At 67.2% G+C, this 17,789-nt stretch carries 12 protein-coding genes; 4 read left to right on the top strand and 8 right to left on the bottom strand.

Annotated elements, in window-relative coordinates:
* Positions 1–21: 21 nt before the first annotated feature.
* Positions 22–171, bottom strand: coding sequence for a thiomuracin/GE37468 family thiazolyl RiPP peptide (locus TBIS_RS02745; protein ID WP_013130809.1), 150 nt, complete (start codon positions 169–171; stop codon positions 22–24).
* A gap of 511 nt (positions 172–682) precedes the next feature.
* On the opposite strand from TBIS_RS02745, the gene TBIS_RS02740 reads away from it, so the two are divergent.
* The 4 genes from TBIS_RS02740 (at position 683) to TBIS_RS02725 (ending at position 5,219) form a co-directional block, all read left to right on the top strand.
* Complete coding sequence (locus tag TBIS_RS02740; RefSeq protein ID WP_013130808.1) at positions 683–1,372, top strand: TetR/AcrR family transcriptional regulator; 690 nt, start codon at positions 683–685, stop codon at positions 1,370–1,372.
* Between the two features lie 56 nt (positions 1,373–1,428).
* Positions 1,429–2,613: a cytochrome P450 gene (locus TBIS_RS02735; RefSeq protein ID WP_241019846.1), complete on the top strand. Its 1,185-nt coding sequence runs from the start codon at positions 1,429–1,431 to the stop codon at positions 2,611–2,613.
* Positions 2,614–3,786 carry a cytochrome P450 gene (locus tag TBIS_RS02730; RefSeq protein WP_013130806.1) on the top strand — a complete coding sequence of 391 codons (1,173 nt, stop codon included), beginning with the start codon at positions 2,614–2,616 and terminating at the stop codon, positions 3,784–3,786.
* Between the two features lie 218 nt (positions 3,787–4,004).
* A complete protein-coding gene (locus TBIS_RS02725; protein ID WP_013130805.1) occupies positions 4,005–5,219 on the top strand; it encodes a coproporphyrinogen-III oxidase family protein in 1,215 nt (404 codons plus the stop codon).
* Between the two features lie 180 nt (positions 5,220–5,399).
* Here the strand turns inward: TBIS_RS02725 and TBIS_RS02720 are convergent, their stop codons facing one another.
* The 7 genes from TBIS_RS02720 to rplK form a co-directional block, all read right to left on the bottom strand.
* Positions 5,400–9,272, bottom strand: a complete 3,873-nt coding sequence (locus tag TBIS_RS02720) for a DNA-directed RNA polymerase subunit beta' (RefSeq protein WP_013130804.1) — start codon at positions 9,270–9,272, stop codon at positions 5,400–5,402.
* A 24-nt stretch (positions 9,273–9,296) separates the two neighbouring features.
* On the bottom strand, positions 9,297–12,764 hold the full coding sequence (gene rpoB, locus TBIS_RS02715; RefSeq protein WP_013130803.1) for a DNA-directed RNA polymerase subunit beta: 3,468 nt from the start codon (positions 12,762–12,764) through the stop codon (positions 9,297–9,299).
* A gap of 937 nt (positions 12,765–13,701) precedes the next feature.
* Positions 13,702–14,103, bottom strand: a complete 402-nt coding sequence (gene rplL / locus TBIS_RS02710) for a 50S ribosomal protein L7/L12 (RefSeq protein WP_013130802.1) — start codon at positions 14,101–14,103, stop codon at positions 13,702–13,704.
* Between the two features lie 75 nt (positions 14,104–14,178).
* Complete coding sequence (gene rplJ, locus TBIS_RS02705) at positions 14,179–14,703, bottom strand: 50S ribosomal protein L10 (protein ID WP_013130801.1); 525 nt, start codon at positions 14,701–14,703, stop codon at positions 14,179–14,181.
* Positions 14,704–14,929: 226 nt separating this feature from the next.
* The gene (locus TBIS_RS02700) at positions 14,930–15,799 is read right to left on the bottom strand and encodes an SCO4651 family lipoprotein (RefSeq protein WP_013130800.1); all 870 of its coding nucleotides are present in this window, start codon (positions 15,797–15,799) and stop codon (positions 14,930–14,932) included.
* A gap of 628 nt (positions 15,800–16,427) precedes the next feature.
* Positions 16,428–17,141 carry a 50S ribosomal protein L1 gene (gene rplA, locus TBIS_RS02695; RefSeq protein WP_013130799.1) on the bottom strand — a complete coding sequence of 238 codons (714 nt, stop codon included), beginning with the start codon at positions 17,139–17,141 and terminating at the stop codon, positions 16,428–16,430.
* Positions 17,142–17,298: 157 nt separating this feature from the next.
* A complete protein-coding gene (gene rplK, locus TBIS_RS02690) occupies positions 17,299–17,730 on the bottom strand; it encodes a 50S ribosomal protein L11 (RefSeq protein WP_013130798.1) in 432 nt (143 codons plus the stop codon).
* Positions 17,731–17,789 lie beyond the last annotated feature (59 nt).

Genomic DNA, 17,789 nt, shown 5'->3' with positions numbered 1-17,789 from the left:
GGAGGCGCCCACGCTGCCACATCAAGCGCTCGAGCAGGAGCAGCAGATGTAGCAGAAGCAGTTGCACGAGGCGCCGACCTCGGTCATGCCGTGGCCCGCGGTCAGGGACTCGACCGCGACGCCGCTGTCGGCGAGCTCGAAAACGTCCATGGGCAGGTCGTTCAGGTCCACGAGATCCTCCTTCCTGCGATTTTCGGTGGACGGCGGTGTGTAAGCGCACGTGTTTCAAGTGCGTTACACGCCATATCACCGCAAAAGGCGCTAACCTCACCCTTGCGGCATCGCTTACGCTAGGTGTAGATATAGGAAGAGTCAACAGTTCGAACCCGATGACTGAAATTGAAAACCAGTCAGTAGAACCGGCGTACAACAGGGAAGCCGCCTCTGAGGGTTGACAATCACGGCGTTTCGTGCCATTAGAGGCGATCGGCCGGCCTAAGAGGGGGGCGTAGGACGTACGGGGAGATTCACACCGCCGTCACCATCACGACGACCAGCGAAAATGCCGCTGGGTGCCGTTCCCGGCACCGGCAGCGGATTATGGGCCGCACGCATCCGGTCCCGCGGCCGTCGTAAGTGCCGAATCGTCCGCACCGGGGGGAAGGAAACGATGTCGAATAGGCAAGCAATGCCGACGTGCCGGCCGATGTCCGGGTCGCAAGGGGATCGAGTTCGGCGCATCATGGACATCACCCGGGCTTTGCTGCTGCAGTCCGGGTACAAACGGACGACGATCGATGAGATCGCCAGAAAGGCCGACATCGGTAAGGGCACGGTCTATCTCAGCTGGGATACCAAGGACGACCTGATCAGGTCGCTGGTCATTCACGACATCATCGACGTCTGCGATGACGTGTCGAATTGGGCGGGAACCGAATCCGATGCGCCCACATTGCCCTCACTGTCCCGCCGCATGTTCACCCTTATTTTCAAGTATCCGCTCTTCCGGGCGCTCTATACCCGGGACAGGTATATCCTGGGGCGAACATGCGATGATCCGTCGCTGAATTTCCAGTCCTATCGGATCACCACGTTCACCCCGTTTCGCAAGTACCTTGGGATGCTCGCCGATAATCGTGCCCTCGACGGCACCACGGGCCGTGATTCTCAGTACTTCTCCTTGGATGCGCTGATGTGGGGCTTCATCAAGCTCCACCTGCTTTCCAGCACGGAGGCGAGCATCAATGACAGCGCCGCCAATCTCGCCGAGTTGGTCCGGCGGTCGTTCGGCCCGTGGCGAACACCTGCGGCGGCCACCTTGAAAACCATCAGCCGGAAGACCGCCGAGATCTTCAAAGCGGCTGCCGACGAATATCGGGCCATGCTCGGCGTCCCGTTCTTTGGCACCCGTACCGCGACCGCGTCGGCATAGGACCAGAAAGGAGGCGATCCATGAACGAGCCGTTAACAGCCCAGGGAACTCCGACGATGACGATGCCGGCCGCTCAGCGGCCGAGGATTTCGCACGGCGGCCAGGCGCTGCTGAAGTGGCTGGACGAGATGCGGGAAAGCCAGCCGGTGTGGCGGGACGGCTTCGGGATCTTCCACGTCTTCCGCCACGCGGACGTACAACGGGTGATGGCGGACTACGCCACCTTCTCTTCGGACATCAATCGCTTACGGCCTGGTGGTGACCCGTTCAGCGCCGGAAGCCTGATGCTGACCGACCCGCCCGAACACCGCAAACTGCGACGGCTGATCAGTCAGGCGTTCAGCCCGAAGATGTCGGCCGACATGAAGCCGCGCATCGCCGAGCTCACCGAGGAACTCCTCGATGACATCGAGGAAGACGAGTTCGACCTGGTCGAGAAGTTCGCCCACCCTCTGCCGATCATGGTCATTGCGGAGCTGCTCGGCATCCCGATCCACGATCGAGGCCTCTTCCGCACCTGGGCTGACCGGCTCATCGCCCTCCACGTCGACGATCCGACCGACGTCGAAATCGGGCGGATGGTCGGCGAGGCGATGCGGGAGATGGGCGAGTACGTGCAGACCCATGTCCGCAAGCGTCGTGCCGACCCCCAGGACGACCTGGTCAGCAAGCTCATCGCCGCGGAGGTCGACGGCGAACGGCTCACCGACGCCGAGATCGTCAACACCTCCTGCCTGCTGCTGCTCGCCGGGCAGATCACGAGCACGATGGCGCTCGGCAACACCTTCCTGTGCTTCCGCGACGCCCCGGATGCGGAGCGGGCGGTGCGCGCGGACTTCTCGCTCCTCGGCCCCGCCTTCGAGGAGGTGCTCCGGCTCCGGCCGCCGCTCACTCAGGCGGCCCGGCTCACCACGACCGACGTTGAGGTTGCCGGCACGCTGATCCCCGCCGGGTCCTTGGTGATCAACTGGCTGCTCTCCGCGAACTACGACGAGCGTCAGTTCCCTAACCCGTACCGCTTCGACCTCACCCGCTCCCCTAACCGGCACTTCGCGTTCGGACACGGCATCCATCACTGCCTCGGAGCGCCGCTCGCCAGGGTCGAGGGAAGAGTGGCGCTCGAGCTGCTGCTCCGCCGCTTCTCTGAGATCACCATCGACCCCGACGCCGAGCTTTCGTACTACGAGGACCCGATGTTCGGGGTGAAGAGCCTCCCCGTCCGAGTCAGGAGGGCCGCCTAGATGATGGAACTACCGGGACAGCCCTCTCTTACCGACGGCGGAGCGGCGCTGTTCGCCTGGCTCCGCACGATGCGGAACGAACATCCCGTCTGGCGTGACCAGTTCGGCATTTACCACGTGTTCCGCTACGACGACGTACGGCAGATCCTGGGCGATTATCAGACGTTCTCTTCTGATCGGACCAGGCTCATGCCGACCGCGCAGGGCTTCGGCAAGGGCGGGATCACAATGATCGATCCCCCTGAGCACCGGCATCAGCGCCGACTGATCACCCACGCGTTCACACCGCAGTCGATTTCGGCGATGGAGCCCCGCATCAGGCAGATCGCCGACCACCTGCTCGACGAGCTCCCCGGCCCTGAGTTCGACCTCGTCGAACACTTCGCCTATCCCCTGCCGGTCATCGTCATCGCGGAGCTCCTCGGTGTGCCGCCCGGAGACAGGCATCTGTTCCGCACCTGGTCCGACCGGCTGATGTCCCTGCAGGTGGAGAACTACGCCGATCCGGAACTGGCCAGGACGGTCGCCGCGGCCATGACGGAGATGAACGACTACCTGCGGGAGCATTGCCGGAGCCGGCGCACCCACCCCCGGGACGATCTGCTCACCCGGTTGGTTCAGGCAGAGGTCGAGGGGAAGCGGCTCGACCTGGAGGAAGTCGTCAACACGGCGAGCCTCCTGCTGCTCGCCGGCCACCTGACGACCACCGTCCTGATCGGGAACACCATGCTCTGCCTTTGGGACCATCCGGAGGCCGAGAAGGCCGTGCGCGCCGACCCGTCGCTGATCCCCGCCGCTCTGGAGGAGAGTCTCCGGCTGCGTTCCCCGTTCCTGCAGGCAGGCCGGGTGACCACGCGTGATGTGACCATAGCCGGCGAGACCATCCCGGCCAACCGGTTCGTGATGGCCTGGATCCTGTCGGCAAACCACGACGACCGCCGGTTTCCCGATCCCGAGCGCTTCGACCTCCACCGGCAGACCACCGGACACATCGCGTTCGGCCATGGCGTTCACTTCTGCCTCGGGGCGCAGCTGGGCCGGCTGGAAGGCAGGATCGCGCTGGAACGGCTGCTCGGCCGCTTCACCGAGATCCACCCGTGGCCTCGGGAGGGGATCTCGTTCTACCAGAGCGCCATATTCGGGGCGTCGAGAATGCCCGTCCGCTGCGGTTGATCCCGCGCTCCGCGCCCTCGATACGGCGTCCCGCGTCGCCGTACCGCCTCGCCGAGCTCCGCCCGACCGACCGGAACGGCCTGGCATGGCTGGAGCGCTACGGCGTCTCCCCGGCGGCACCGGTACCGGATGATGACGGGTTCACCGGATCGATTCCGCGTTCTTCCCACCGTTGCCAGTGAAGCACCGTCGAAGACACGACCGGTCGGAGGTTGCTGATGACCAGGCCGCTGCTGCTTTACGTCAACATCCCGTTCTGCAATTCCAAATGCCACTTTTGCGACTGGGTCGTCCAGATCCCCGTGAGGGACCTGCGGCTCGACCAGCAGGCACCCGGCCGGATCGCGTATCTCGACGCGGTGCGCGCTCAGATCCGGGGTCAGGCGCCGGTGTTACGGGAACACTATCAGCCGGCGATCATCTATTGGGGAGGCGGCACGGCCAGCATCCTCGGCGAGTCAGAGATCGAGTCTCTGTACACGTGCCTGCGGAGCGAGTTCGATCTCAGTCACGTCCGGGAGACCACGATCGAGGGCAGCCCCGAGTCGCTCACCCCGCAGAAGCTCCGCCGATTGCGCGAGCTCGGATTCGATCGGATCAGCATCGGGGTCCAGTCGTTCGACGATCAGCGGCTGCGACGGCTCGGCCGGGCGCACAGCGCCGAGCAGGCCGTTGAGGTCGTGAAGAACGCCCACGCGGCAGGGTTCCGCAACATCAACATCGACCTCATCGTCGGCTTTCCCGGTCAGACGGACGCCGAGGTCGCCGAGTCAGTGCGCACGGCGCTGACCCTGCCCATCAATCACTTCTCGATCTATCCCTATCGCGCCAGCCCGGGGACCATCCTCCGCAAGCAGGTGGAACGGGGAGGGCACCTCGACCTCAACCGGCAACTGGCGGCCTACTACATCACCCGTGATCTGCTCGAGGAGGCCGGGTTCCCCGAGTACGCCATGTCGTACTTCGGCGCACCCCGGTGCGAAGCGGACCAGGCCTACTACCGGCTGACCATGGACTGGATCGGATTCGGGTCCGGGGCCAACTCATTGCTCGGCCACCGTTACCTCGCCTTCCGAAAAGGGAGGCTGCACGCGTATAACCAGAATCCCCTCCGCTTCGACGTCAACGCGCCCGCGTCGTCACCGCAGCTCACGCTGCACTGGCTCTCCCAGGCGCTGACCACGGTGGAGGGCATGGATGCGCGGGTCTACCAGGAGCGTACGGGCACACCCCTCCGGGTCGCCTGTGAGGAACCTGAGGTGCAGGCCTACCTGAGGCGGATGAGCGAGCACGGCCGTCTCATCATCGACCGGAACGGCATCCGTATCCACCGCGAGGACATCGCGCGAGTCATTATCGCCCTGAACTGGATCGATACTCCCGGGGGCGATCAAAAAGTCACCCGGCTCACACCGGTGTCCGCTACCTCTTAGCCGCCCCGGCTGCCGCCCATCACGGCCGTGCCGTACCGGGATGGCCGCGTGAATGGGCCGGCCTGAGCCACGGCACAACCGCCCGGCCCACCCATCCTCGGTCTGGTAAAAGGAAGCGGGCCCGGGGCGACGCCCCGGGCCCGCTCCGTCGCTCACGGTAGGCGGCCTACCGGACCGCGATCATCGGTTGTACTGACCGAAGTCGTAGTCCTCCAGCGGCACCGACTCGCCGGTGCCCGTGCCGAAGGAGTACTCGCCGGACGAGTCGTAACCGCCGACGGAGTACATCGCGGCCTTGGCCTCCTCGGTCGGCTCCACCCGGATGTTCCGGTACTGCGGCATGCCCGTACCGGCCGGGATGAGCTTACCGATGATGACGTTCTCCTTGAGGCCGAGGAGCTGGTCCGACTTGGCGTGGATCGCCGCGTCGGTGAGCACCCGCGTGGTCTCCTGGAACGACGCGGCCGACAGCCACGACTCGGTGGCGAGCGAGGCCTTGGTGATGCCCATCAGCACCGGACGGCCGGAGGCGGGCTGGCCACCCTCGGCGACGGTCTTGCGGTTGATGGCCTCGAACTTCGGCCGCTCGACCAGCTCGCCGGGGAGCAGCTCGGTGTCGCCCGACTCGAGCACGTTCACGCGCTTGAGCATCTGCCGGACGATGATCTCGATGTGCTTGTCGTGGATCGACACACCCTGCGAGCGGTAGACCGCCTGCACCTCCTCCACGAGGTGGAGCTGGACCGCACGCGGGCCGAGGATCCGCAGCACCTCGTTCGGGTTCTTGGCACCGGCGATGAGCTGCTGCCCGACCTCGACGTGGTCACCGTCCGACACGAGCAGGCGCGCCCGCATGGAGACCGGGTAGGCGACCTCCTCGGAGCCGTCGTCCGGGATGATGACGATCTTCCGGGTCTTGTCGGTCTCGTCGATCCGCACCCGGCCGGCGACCTCGCTGATCGGCGCGACACCCTTGGGCACCCGCGCCTCGAACAGCTCCTGGACACGCGGCAGACCGTGGGTGATGTCCGCACCGGCCACACCACCGGTGTGGAAGGTACGCATCGTCAGCTGCGTACCCGGCTCACCGATCGACTGGGCGGCGATGATGCCCACCGCCTCACCGACGTCGACGAGCTTGCCGGTCGCGAGCGAGCGGCCGTAGCACATCGCGCAGACGCCGATCTTGGACTCGCAGACCAGCACGCTGCGGACCTTGACGGTCTCGACACCGGCCTCGACCAGCTTGGTGAGCACGGCGTCGTTGATGTCGGTGCCCTTGGCGGCGATGAGCTTGCCGTCGACCTCGACGTCCTCGGCCAGGTTCCGGGCGCAGACGTTGGTCTCGGCGTACTCCGCCTTGACCAGGCGGCCGTCCGAGGTGCGCTGGGCCACGGGGAGCTGGACGTACCGGTCGGTGCCGCAGTCGAGCTCCCGGACGATGACGTCCTGGGCGACGTCGACGAGGCGCCGGGTCAGGTAACCGGAGTCGGCGGTACGGAGCGCGGTGTCCGCCAGACCCTTCCGCTGACCGTGGGTGGAGATGAAGTACTCCAGCACGGACAGGCCCTCGCGGAAGGACGACTTGATCGGCCGCGGGATCGTCTCACCCTTGGTGTTGGACACCAGGCCACGGGTACCCGCGATCTGCCGGACCTGCATCCGGTTACCACGGGCACCGGAGTTCACCATCATCCAGACCGGGTTGTCGTCCGGGAAGGCCTTGACCATGTCGGCCTCGACCTCCGCCGTGGCGTGGGTCCAGATCTCGATGAGCTCCTGCCGGCGCTCCTCGTCGGTGATGAGGCCGCGCTCGTACTCGCGCTGGACCTTCTCGGCGCGCCGCTCGTACTCCTCCATGATCCGCGCCTTGTTCGGCGGCGCGACGATGTCCTCGATCGAGATCGTCACACCGGCGCGGGTCGCCCAGTAGAACCCGGCGTCCTTCAGGGCGTCGAGGGCGTGCGCGACCTCGACCTTCCGGTACCGTTCGGCGAGCTCGTTGACGATGCCGGAGAGCTCCTTCTTGCCGACCGCGTAGTTCACGAACGGGAAGGTGTCCGGCAGGGTCTCGTTGAACAGGCACCGGCCCAGGGTGGTCTCCAGGCGGTACGGCTGGCCTTCCTCCCAGCCCTCGGGCGCCTTCCAGTCCCGCGGCGGCGGGACGTCCTGCAGCCGAACCTGGATCTTCGCCTGGAGATCCAGCTCACGGCGGTCGAACGCCATGATCGCCTCGGCCACGGACGAGAAGACCCGGCCCTCACCCTTCGCGCCGGCCCGCTCCCTGGTGAGCCAGTACAGGCCGATGACCATGTCCTGGGTCGGCATGGTCACGGGCTTGCCGTCCGCCGGCTTGAGGATGTTGTTGGTGGACAGCATGAGGATCCGGGCCTCGGCCTGGGCCTCGGCCGACAGCGGCAGGTGAACCGCCATCTGGTCGCCGTCGAAGTCCGCGTTGAACGCGGTGCAGACCAGCGGGTGGATCTGGATGGCCTTGCCCTCGACGAGCTGCGGCTCGAACGCCTGGATACCGAGGCGGTGCAGCGTGGGCGCTCGGTTGAGCAGGACCGGGTGCTCGGCGATGACCTCTTCGAGCACGTCCCACACGACCGGGCGGGCCCGTTCGACCATGCGCTTGGCCGACTTGATGTTCTGCGCGTGGTTCAGGTCGACCAGGCGCTTCATGACGAACGGCTTGAACAGCTCCAGCGCCATCTGCTTGGGCAGACCGCACTGGTGCAGCTTGAGCTGCGGGCCGACGACGATGACCGAACGGCCGGAGTAGTCGACTCGCTTACCGAGCAGGTTCTGGCGGAACCGGCCCTGCTTGCCCTTGAGCATGTCGCTCAGGGACTTGAGCGGGCGGTTGCCGGGACCGGTGACCGGGCGGCCGCGCCGGCCGTTGTCGAACAGCGCGTCGACGGCCTCCTGCAGCATCCGCTTCTCGTTGTTGACGATGATCTCGGGGGCGCCGAGATCGAGCAGACGCTTGAGGCGGTTGTTCCGGTTGATGACCCGGCGGTAGAGGTCGTTCAGGTCCGAGGTCGCGAACCGGCCACCGTCGAGCTGCACCATCGGGCGAAGGTCCGGCGGGATGACCGGGATGCAGTCGAGGACCATCGCCTTCGGCGAGTTCTTGGTGTTGAGGAACGCGGCGACGACCTTGAGCCGCTTGAGGGCGCGCGCCTTCTTCTGCCCCTTGCCGGTGCGGATGATCTCGCGGAGCTTCTCCGCCTCGGCCTCGAGGTCGAAGTTCTCGAGCCGCTCCTTGATGGCCTGCGCGCCCATGGCGCCGCGGAAGTAGCGGCCGAACCGGTCGCGCATCTCCCGGTAGAGCTGCTCGTCGCCCTCCAGGTCCTGGACCTTGAGGTTCTTGAACCGGGTCCAGACCTCCTCGAGGCGGTCGAGCTCGCGCTGCGCCCGCTCCCGGATCTGCCGGATCTCCCGGTCGGCGGCCTCGCGGATCTTGCGGCGGTCCGCGGCGGACTTGCCCTCGGCCTCGGCCTCGGCGAGGTCGGCCTCGAGCTTCTTCTGGCGGGCCTCGATCTCGGCGTCCCGGCGCTGCTCGATGTGCTGCCGCTCGACCGAGACCTTCGCCTCCAGCGAGGGCAGGTCGCGCTCCCGGGCCTCGGTGTCGACCCACGTGATCATGTAGGCCGCGAAGTAGATGACCTTCTCCAGGTCCTTCGGGGCCAGGTCGAGCAGGTAGCCGAGGCGGGAGGGGACGCCCTTGAAGTACCAGATGTGGGTCACCGGAGCGGCGAGCTCGATGTGGCCCATGCGCTCACGGCGGACCTTGGCGCGGGTCACCTCGACGCCGCAGCGCTCACAGATGATCCCCTTGAAGCGGACCCGCTTGTACTTACCGCAGTAGCACTCCCAGTCCCGGGTAGGGCCGAAGATCTTCTCGCAGAAGAGGCCATCCTTCTCGGGCTTGAGAGTCCGGTAGTTGATCGTCTCCGGCTTCTTGACCTCACCGTGCGACCACTGCCGGATGTCGTCAGCGGTCGCCAAGCCGATCCGCAGCTCGTCGAAGAAGTTGACGTCCAGCACTTTACGGTCCCCTTAGCTCTGAGCTCACACCTCTTCGACACTGCTCGGCTCGCGCCGGGACAGGTCGATGCCGAGTTCCTCGGCGGCGCGGAAGACGTCCTCCTCCGCCTCGCGCATCTCGATCGACATGCCGTCGCTCGAGAGGACCTCGACATTCAGGCAGAGTGACTGCATCTCCTTGATCAGGACCTTGAAGGACTCGGGGATACCCGCCTCGGGGATGTTCTCGCCCTTGACGATGGCCTCGTAGACCTTCACACGGCCCGTGACGTCGTCCGACTTGATCGTCAGCAGCTCCTGCAGCGCGTAGGCGGCGCCGTACGCCTCGAGGGCCCACACCTCCATCTCGCCGAAGCGCTGCCCACCGAACTGCGCCTTACCGCCCAGGGGCTGCTGGGTGATCATCGAGTACGGACCGGTCGACCGGGCGTGGATCTTGTCGTCGACCAGGTGGGCCAGCTTGAGGATGTAGATGTAGCCCACCGAGACCGGGTACGGGAACGGCTCACCGGACCGGCCGTCGTACAGGATCGCCTTGCCGTTCGGGCCGACCAGCCGCTGGCCGTCCCGGTTGGGCAGGGTGTGCTGGAGCAGGCCGACGATCTCCTCCTCGCGGGCGCCGTCGAAGACCGGCGTGGCCACCTTGGTGTCCGGGCCGACCTTCTCCATGCCCTTCTCGCGGAGCCGCTTGGCCCACTCCTCCTCGACGCCGGAGATGTCCCAGCCCTGCTTGGCGGCCCAGCCGAGGTGGGTCTCGAGCACCTGGCCGAGGTTCATCCGGCCGGGGACGCCGAGCGGGTTGAGGATGATGTCGACCGGCGTGCCGTCCTCGAGGAACGGCATGTCCTCCACCGGGAGGATCTTGGCGATGACGCCCTTGTTCCCGTGGCGGCCGGCGAGCTTGTCACCGTCGGTGATCTTGCGCTTCTGCGCCACGTACACCCGGACCAGCTCGTTGACGCCCGGGGGCAGCTCGTCGCCGTCCTCGCGGCGGAACACCCGGACGCCGATGACCTTGCCCGACTCGCCGTGCGGGACCTTGAGCGAGGTGTCGCGGACCTCGCGCGCCTTCTCACCGAAGATCGCGCGCAGCAGCCGCTCCTCGGGGGTCAGCTCGGTCTCCCCCTTCGGGGTGACCTTGCCGACGAGGATGTCACCGGTGGTCACCTCGGCACCGATGCGGATGATGCCGCGCTCGTCGAGGTCGGCGAGGACCTCCTCGGAGACGTTCGGGATGTCCCGGGTGATCTCCTCGGGCCCCAGCTTGGTGTCGCGGGCGTCGACCTCGTGCTCCTCGATGTGGATCGAGGTGAGCACGTCGTCCTGCACCAGGCGCTGGGACAGGATGATCGCGTCCTCGTAGTTGTGCCCCTCCCACGGCATGAAGGCGACGAGCAGGTTCTTGCCCAGCGCCATCTCGCCGTTCTCGGTGCACGGGCCGTCCGCGATCACCTGGCCCTGCTCGACCCGGTCGCCCTCCTCGACGATGGGCTTCTGGTTGTAGCAGGTGCCCTGGTTGGAGCGCTTGAACTTGACGACCCGGTAGGTGGTCCGGGTGCCGTCGTCGTTGAGGACCGTGATGTAGTCGGCGGAGACCTCCTCGACCACGCCCGACTTCTCGGCGATGATCACGTCGCCGGCGTCGGTGGCCGCCCGGTACTCCATGCCGGTACCGACCAGCGGGGCCTCGCTCCTGAGCAGCGGCACCGCCTGGCGCTGCATGTTCGAGCCCATGAGCGCCCGGTTGGCGTCGTCGTGCTCGAGGAACGGGATCATCGCGGTCGCGACGGACACCATCTGCCGCGGCGAGACGTCCATGTAGTCGACCTCGGACGGGTCGACGGCCTCGAACTCACCGCCCTTGCGCCGCGCGAGCACGCGCTTCTCGGCGAAGGTGCCGTCAGGGTTGACGACCGTGTTCGCCTGGGCGACGACGTAACGGTCCTCTTCGTCCGCGGTCAGGTACTCGATCTGGTCGGTCACCCGGCCGTCGACGACCTTGCGGTACGGCGTCTCGACGAAGCCGAAGGCGTTGACCCGGGCGTACGTGGCCAGCGAGCCGATGAGACCGATGTTCGGCCCTTCCGGCGTCTCGATCGGGCACATCCGGCCGTAGTGCGACGGGTGCACGTCGCGGACCTCGAACCCGGCCCGCTCCCGGGACAGACCGCCCGGGCCGAGCGCGTTCAGCCGCCGCTTGTGGGTCAGACCGGCCAGCGGGTTGGTCTGGTCCATGAACTGCGACAGCTGGGAGGTGCCGAAGAACTCCCGGATCGAGGCGGTGACCGGCCGGACGTTGATCAGGGTCTGCGGCGTGATCGCCTCGACGTCCTGCGTGGTCATGCGCTCGCGCACGACCCGCTCCATCCGGGCGAGGCCCAGCCGGACCTGGTTCTGGATCAGCTCACCGACCGTGCGCAGGCGGCGGTTGCCGAAGTGGTCGATGTCGTCGGTCTCGACGATCACCTCGCGCCCGTTGGCGCCGATCATCGTCTCCTCGCCGGCGTGCAGCCGGACGAGGTACTCGATCGTCGCGACGATGTCGTCCTCGGTCAGCGTGCCCTGGGTGATGTCGGCGTCGACCCCGAGCTTCTTGTTGAGCTTGTAGCGGCCGACCTTGGCGAGGTCGTAGCGCTTCGGGTTGAAGTAGAGGTTCTCGAGCAGCGCCTGCGCGGACTCCTTGGTCGGCGGCTCACCCGGACGCAGCTTGCGGTAGATGTCGATGAGCGCGTCCTCCTGGCCGGTGGTGTGGTCCTTCTCCAGGGTCGCGCGCATCGACTCGTACTGACCGAACCGTTCGAGGATGCGATCGTTGGTCCAGCCCAACGCCTTGAGCAGCACGGTGACCGGTTGCTTCCGCTTCCGGTCGATACGCACGCCGACGCTGTCGCGCTTGTCGATCTCGAACTCGAGCCAAGCGCCCCGGGACGGGATGATCTTGCAGCTGTAGACGTCCTTGTCCGACGTCTTGTCCACCGTCCGATCGAAGTAGACGCCCGGCGAGCGCACCAGCTGGGAGACCACGACACGCTCGGTGCCGTTGATGATGAACGTGCCCTTCGGCGTCATGAGCGGGAAGTCGCCCATGAACACCGTCTGGCTCTTGATCTCCCCCGTGGTGTTATTGATGAACTCCGCCGTCACGAAGAGCGAGGCGGAGTAGGTCATGTCCTTGTCCCGGCACTCCTCGATGGTGTGCTTGGGCGGCTCGAACCGGTGGTCCCGGAACGACAAGGACATGGTGCCGGAGAAGTCCTCGATGGGGCTGATCTCCTCGAAGACCTCTTCGAGCCCCGACTGCATCGGGATGTCCTTGCGCCCGGCCTTGCGAGCTGCCTCGACCCGGGCCTTCCATCTCTCGTTGCCGATCAGCCAGTCGAAGGACTCGATCTGTACGGCGAGAAGATCCGGAACTTCCAGGGGTTCCTGGATGCGTGCAAACGACAAGCGAGGACTGGCGAATGCGGCGGAGGCGTTGCGCGAGGCTGCCAACAGATGTCCTTCCGAGGGCTCGCGGACTGACTACACGCACGCCAGACGACCGAGGTTAGCGGCTATGCAGAAACGGTCGTCAAAGGGCAGCGCAAAGGGGCAGTGTAGCCGAACGGCATACACCTGTCCAGTCAACTCTCACGCTACACGCCACGCTGGTGGCAGCATCACCCGTCAGAGCCGAAACGTCAAGCCCGAGAGCCGACATTTCGCCTACCACAGGGCATCCAGCCGGGCCTTCCCGATGGTACGACGCGCGACGCGCTCGGTCGAGACCGAGCATGCGAGAGGTGCCCGTCATGCGCCGGTTGCACCGTTAGGTCAACCCGACACGCGAGCTATTCCCGGTGCATAGCAGCCTTAAACCACTTATCTAGCAACATTTTAATAACGGCCGCAGCCGCCGCCGCGGGTCCCGCCGCATGGGACCGCCCCGCCGTGGCGATCATCCCCGGGTGACCGGTATGCCGGTCTCCCCATTGATCGCGCCTCGGCCGGATCGCGCTGCCGGGTTCCGGCCACGGCCCGCTCGCCATGGGCGGGGATGCCACATTAACACCCGGATCTCCCACTGGGATCCACCGGCCCCACCCGTGACCGGCGACGCCGGCCGTACCGGACGGCCGTGGCAGCGATCCCCGGGGACGCCCGGCCGTGGTGCGGCGCGTCGGTGCGGATCTCCCGCGAAGCCCCGGCCGATCGTACTCCCCCGGCGGCGCGCCGCCCACCCGCCGGCCGGCCTCCCGGCCGGAATCCGCCGCGATTTCGCCGAATCGCCACGGCCGGGCCGCTCCGCCGGAGATCCGGACCGCCCGGACCGCGCGCCCGGTGCCCGCGGGGAACGCCAGCCCTGACGGCCCGGCACGCCCGGGCCGTACGGCCGGGCACGCGAAAAGGGCGGGACCGTCGATCCCGCCCTTCTGCCACGCGCGAGTGATTACTTGATGGTGACGGTGGCGCCGACCTTCTCCAGCGCCTCCTTGGCCTTCTGAGCCTGCTCCTTGTTGACCTTGCCGTCGAAGACGGGCTTCGGAGCGCCGTCGACCAGGTCCTTGGCCTCCTTCAGACCCAGGTTGGTGAGCGCGCGGATCTCCTTGATGACCTGGATCTTCTTGTCGCCGGCGGCCTCGAGGATGACCTCGAACTCGTCCTGCTCCTCGGCCTGCTCCGCCGGGGCGCCGGCGGCGGCGCCACCCGCGGCCGGGGCGGCGGCGACGGCGACCGGAGCGGCGGCCTTCACGTCGAAGGCCTCCTCGAAGGCCTTCACGAACTCGGACAGCTCAAGGAGAGTCATCTCCTTGAAGGCCTCGAGCAGCTCCTCGGTGGTGAGCTTCGCCATGGTGGTGTTCCTCCAGTGAATCCGACGAACGTTGACAGTGAACCGCGGTCGCGCGCTTTCCCCGCCGCGTGCGGGCTACTCCCCGGCCTGCTCGCGCTTGGCGCGCAGGGCCTCGGCCAGTCGAGCCATCTGGGTGGGCAGCGCGGCGAAGACGGCGGCAGCCTGCGACTGCTTCGCCTTCAGCGCACCGGCCAGCTTCGCGAGGAGCACCTCACGGGACTCGAGGTCGGCGAGCTTCGTGATCTCCTCGGGTGTCATCGACTTGCCCTCGACGACACCCCCCTTGATCACGAGGAGCGGGTTGGCCTTGGCGAAATCACGCAGGCCTTTGGCTGCCTCGACCACATCGCCCTTGACGAACGCGATGGCGGTCGGCCCCTGGAGCAGGGGGTCGAGGGAGGTGATCCCGGCTCGCTTCGCCGCGATCTTCGCAAGCGTGTTCTTCGCCACGGCGAACTTCGCATGCCCACCGAGAGAGCCACGCAGCTCCTTGAGCTGGGCAACGGTGAGACCGCGGTACTCGGTCAGAACGGCGGCGCTGGACCCCTCGAACTCACGCGTGAGTTCGGCGATGATGCCGTTCTTGTCCGCCTTCGCCATGGGTCTCCTTCCAGCTATGCCGCCGGCGAAGGACCACGAAAACAGACAAGCCCCGGCGTAGGCACGGGGCTCACATGCAACGCGCGGGATTCCGCGTCGTGAAGCTCACTCCACGCCTACGCAGGCCGTCCACTCACGTGGATCCTTCGGTCACCGGAATGCGCCCGGCGACGACCGGCGGTCTTCGGCAGGAGCAAGGATACGTGCGGATTCCCGGCGTGTCGAATCAGCCGCGCTGCGGCACCTCGAACCTCTCCAGGGAGGGCACCTGCTCCTCGGGCAGCTCCCCGGTCTGGTCGGCCGGCGGCGCCTCGATCGACATGGGCTCGTTGAACGACTTGAAGAACACGGTCGCGGTGGCCGTGCCGATGCCGGTCTGCACCTCGCTGAGCTGGAGCTTCCTGGGCAGGCCCTCGTCATCGACCCACACGTCGAACTTCACCTTCTCGCCGCCGGGCGGGAAGGTGACCTTCGCCCGTTGCTCGGCGGGGAGCAGCCGGAGCGCCTCCTCGACCGGGAAGGTGCCGCTGTAGTGGGTCGTCTCCACCCCGCCCACCGGCTCACGGCCGGCCTGCTCGACGTCCTTGGACGCGGTGAGCATGGCGAGGTTGGACTTCAGGTCCGCCGACCGGAACTGCTCGAAGATCCGGTCGACCTTGGCCCGGTCGGCGGGCCGCTGCTTGAGGTCGATCTTCAACCAGGGCTTGTCCGTGTCCAGGAGGCCCTTGAGCATCTCGATCTGCGCGTAGGCGACATCCTCGAAGAGGATGACCCGCACCCCGCCGGGCACCTCGTTGCCGTTGACGGCAGAGCGGTCGAGCGTGATCTCCCAGGCGAGTCGCGGGTGCTCCTGGTACCGCACCGTGGCCTGGGCGTTGACCGGCCCCTCCTTGTAGTCGGGGATGTCCAAGTTGAGGCTCGCGATGTAGGAGGTGACGTCGTCGGCCCGCTCGGCGGAGCGCTGGAGCGCCTGAGCTGCGGTGAGCTCGTAGTTCCCGAGAGATGACGTCTTCGGGGCGGATGACGTGCCGTCCGCGCCGCATCCGGCGGTCACGATCGCCGCCGCCGCCAGGGCGGCACCGAGCAGTCGCCGCATACGAAACATTCCCTTCTCTTTCCCGATAGAGCCGTCATTGATCTATGACGCGGACGGTACGTCTCAAGTTCGGCGCGGGCCGTACGGCCCGGCTCCGGGGCCGGGCGACGCGGCGCGGGCACGGGCCGGCCGGGCAGGCCGCGGCGGACCGGGAAGGCGCAGACAGGACGGGCAGGCCGGGTAGACGCGCGGGACGGCTGGAAGGCGGAGGGCCGAGAAGAGGGCGCCGGCGCCGCTGACGCACGGCTCAGGCGCCGCGACGGCCGGTTCCGGCGGGAAACGAGACGGCCGGCTCCGGGCGGGCGAAGGAGGCCCGGGCGCGGCGGGAGAAGCACCGCAGGTCGCCATGGGACGCAGCGCCGATCACAGCGGGAAGACCGCCGGTCGCCACGGGACGGATCAGCCGGTCACGGCGGGAGACACCGCCGGTCACAGGGGAAGGCCACCGGTCACGGAGGGAAACACCGCCGATCACAGTGGGAACCGGTCACCGCGGGAGGCAGCGCCGGGCCACGACCGGGCGAGAAACACGAGAGCCCCCACCGAGACCGGTGGAGGCTCTCTGCGACGTCGGTCGTGACACCCAGGCAGGGGTCAAGATTACGGGATCACCCGGACGACCGTCCGCTCAGGACCCCAGCTCCGCGGTGATGTTGCGCGTCACGTTGGGGTCGATCGGGATGCCGGGGCCCATGGTGGTCGCCACGGTGACCTTCTTGATGTAGCGGCCCTTCGCCGCGGACGGCTTGAGACGCAGCACCTCGTCGATGGCGGCGGCGTAGTTCTCCAGGAGCTGGCGCTCGTCGAAGGACGCCTTGCCGATGATGAGGTGCAGGTTCGCGTGGCGGTCGACGCGGAACTCGATCTTGCCGCCCTTGATGTCCCGCACGGCCTTGGCCACGTCCGTGGTGACCGTACCGGACTTGGGGTTCGGCATGAGCCCACGCGGGCCGAGCACGCGGCCGAGGCGGCCGACCTTGCCCATCAGCTCAGGGGTGGCGACGACCGCGTCGAAGTCGAGGCGGCCGTTGGCCACCTCCTGGATGAGCTCGTCGCCGCCCACGATGTCGGCGCCCGCCGCGCGCGCCTCCTCGGCACGCTCACCGGTCGCAAAGACCAGGACCCGGGCGGTCTTACCGGTGCCGTGAGGGAGGTTCACGGTGCCGCGGACCATCTGGTCGGCCTTGCGCGGGTCGACCCCCAGCCGGATGGCGACCTCCACCGTGGGGTCGAACTTCGTGGTCACGGTCTTCTTCGCCAGCCGGATGCCCTCCAGCGGGCTGTACAGGCGCTCGCGGTCGACCAGCGCCGCCGCGTTCCTCCAGTTCTTGCTGCGCTTCACGTGATGCTCCTCAAGGAGTTGGTGGTCCGGGCCAGCGCCGGCCCTGCCACCGGGATCTCGGCTTTCTCATCCTCGGCGGAGCGTGCTCGAGGCCGGGGCGTCGCACCCCGCTCCCCTCGCGCCGCCTGCCCCGCTCGCGGGGGCCCACCCGAGGGTCTCAGTCGACGATGGTGACGCCCATGGACCGGGCGGTGCCCGCGATGATCCGCTCCGCCGCGTCGAGGTCCTTGGCGTTGAGGTCCTTCATCTTGGTCTCGGCGATCTGGCGGAGCTGCTCCCGCGTGATCTTGCCGACCTTCTCGCGGTGCGGGTTGGCGCTCCCCTTCTGCAGACCGGCGGCCTTCTTGATCAGCTCCGGCGCCGGCGGCGTCTTGGTGACGAAGGTGAAGGAGCGGTCCTCGTAGATGGTGATCTCAACGGGGATGATGTTGCCCCGCTGGGACTCCGTCGCAGCGTTGTACTGCTTGACGAACTCCATGATGTTGACGCCGTGCGGACCGAGAGCGGTACCGACCGGCGGCGCGGGAGTGGCTTGCCCAGCGGGGAGCTGGACCTTCACCAGGGCCGCGACCTTCTTCTTTGGAGGCATTTGTCCTTCTCCGGGTCCTTTGGTCGTACAAATCCTCACGGGCAGGTGGCACCGGTCCG

The organism is Thermobispora bispora DSM 43833, from assembly GCF_000092645.1.
Lineage (GTDB): Bacteria > Actinomycetota > Actinomycetes > Streptosporangiales > Streptosporangiaceae > Thermobispora > Thermobispora bispora.
This window is presented reverse-complemented; position numbering and strand designations above follow the sequence as displayed.

Coding starts and splice junctions, on each gene's coding strand:
- TBIS_RS02740 (WP_013130808.1), top strand. CDS start 683: ATGGACATCACCCGGGCTTTGCTGCTGCAGTCCGGGTACAAACGGACG.
- TBIS_RS02735 (WP_241019846.1), top strand. CDS start 1,429: ATGACGATGCCGGCCGCTCAGCGGCCGAGGATTTCGCACGGCGGCCAG.
- TBIS_RS02730 (WP_013130806.1), top strand. CDS start 2,614: ATGATGGAACTACCGGGACAGCCCTCTCTTACCGACGGCGGAGCGGCG.
- TBIS_RS02725 (WP_013130805.1), top strand. CDS start 4,005: ATGACCAGGCCGCTGCTGCTTTACGTCAACATCCCGTTCTGCAATTCC.
- rplL (WP_013130802.1), bottom strand. CDS start 14,103: ATGGCGAAGCTCACCACCGAGGAGCTGCTCGAGGCCTTCAAGGAGATG.
- rplJ (WP_013130801.1), bottom strand. CDS start 14,703: ATGGCGAAGGCGGACAAGAACGGCATCATCGCCGAACTCACGCGTGAG.
- TBIS_RS02700 (WP_013130800.1), bottom strand. CDS start 15,799: ATGCGGCGACTGCTCGGTGCCGCCCTGGCGGCGGCGGCGATCGTGACC.
- rplK (WP_013130798.1), bottom strand. CDS start 17,730: ATGCCTCCAAAGAAGAAGGTCGCGGCCCTGGTGAAGGTCCAGCTCCCC.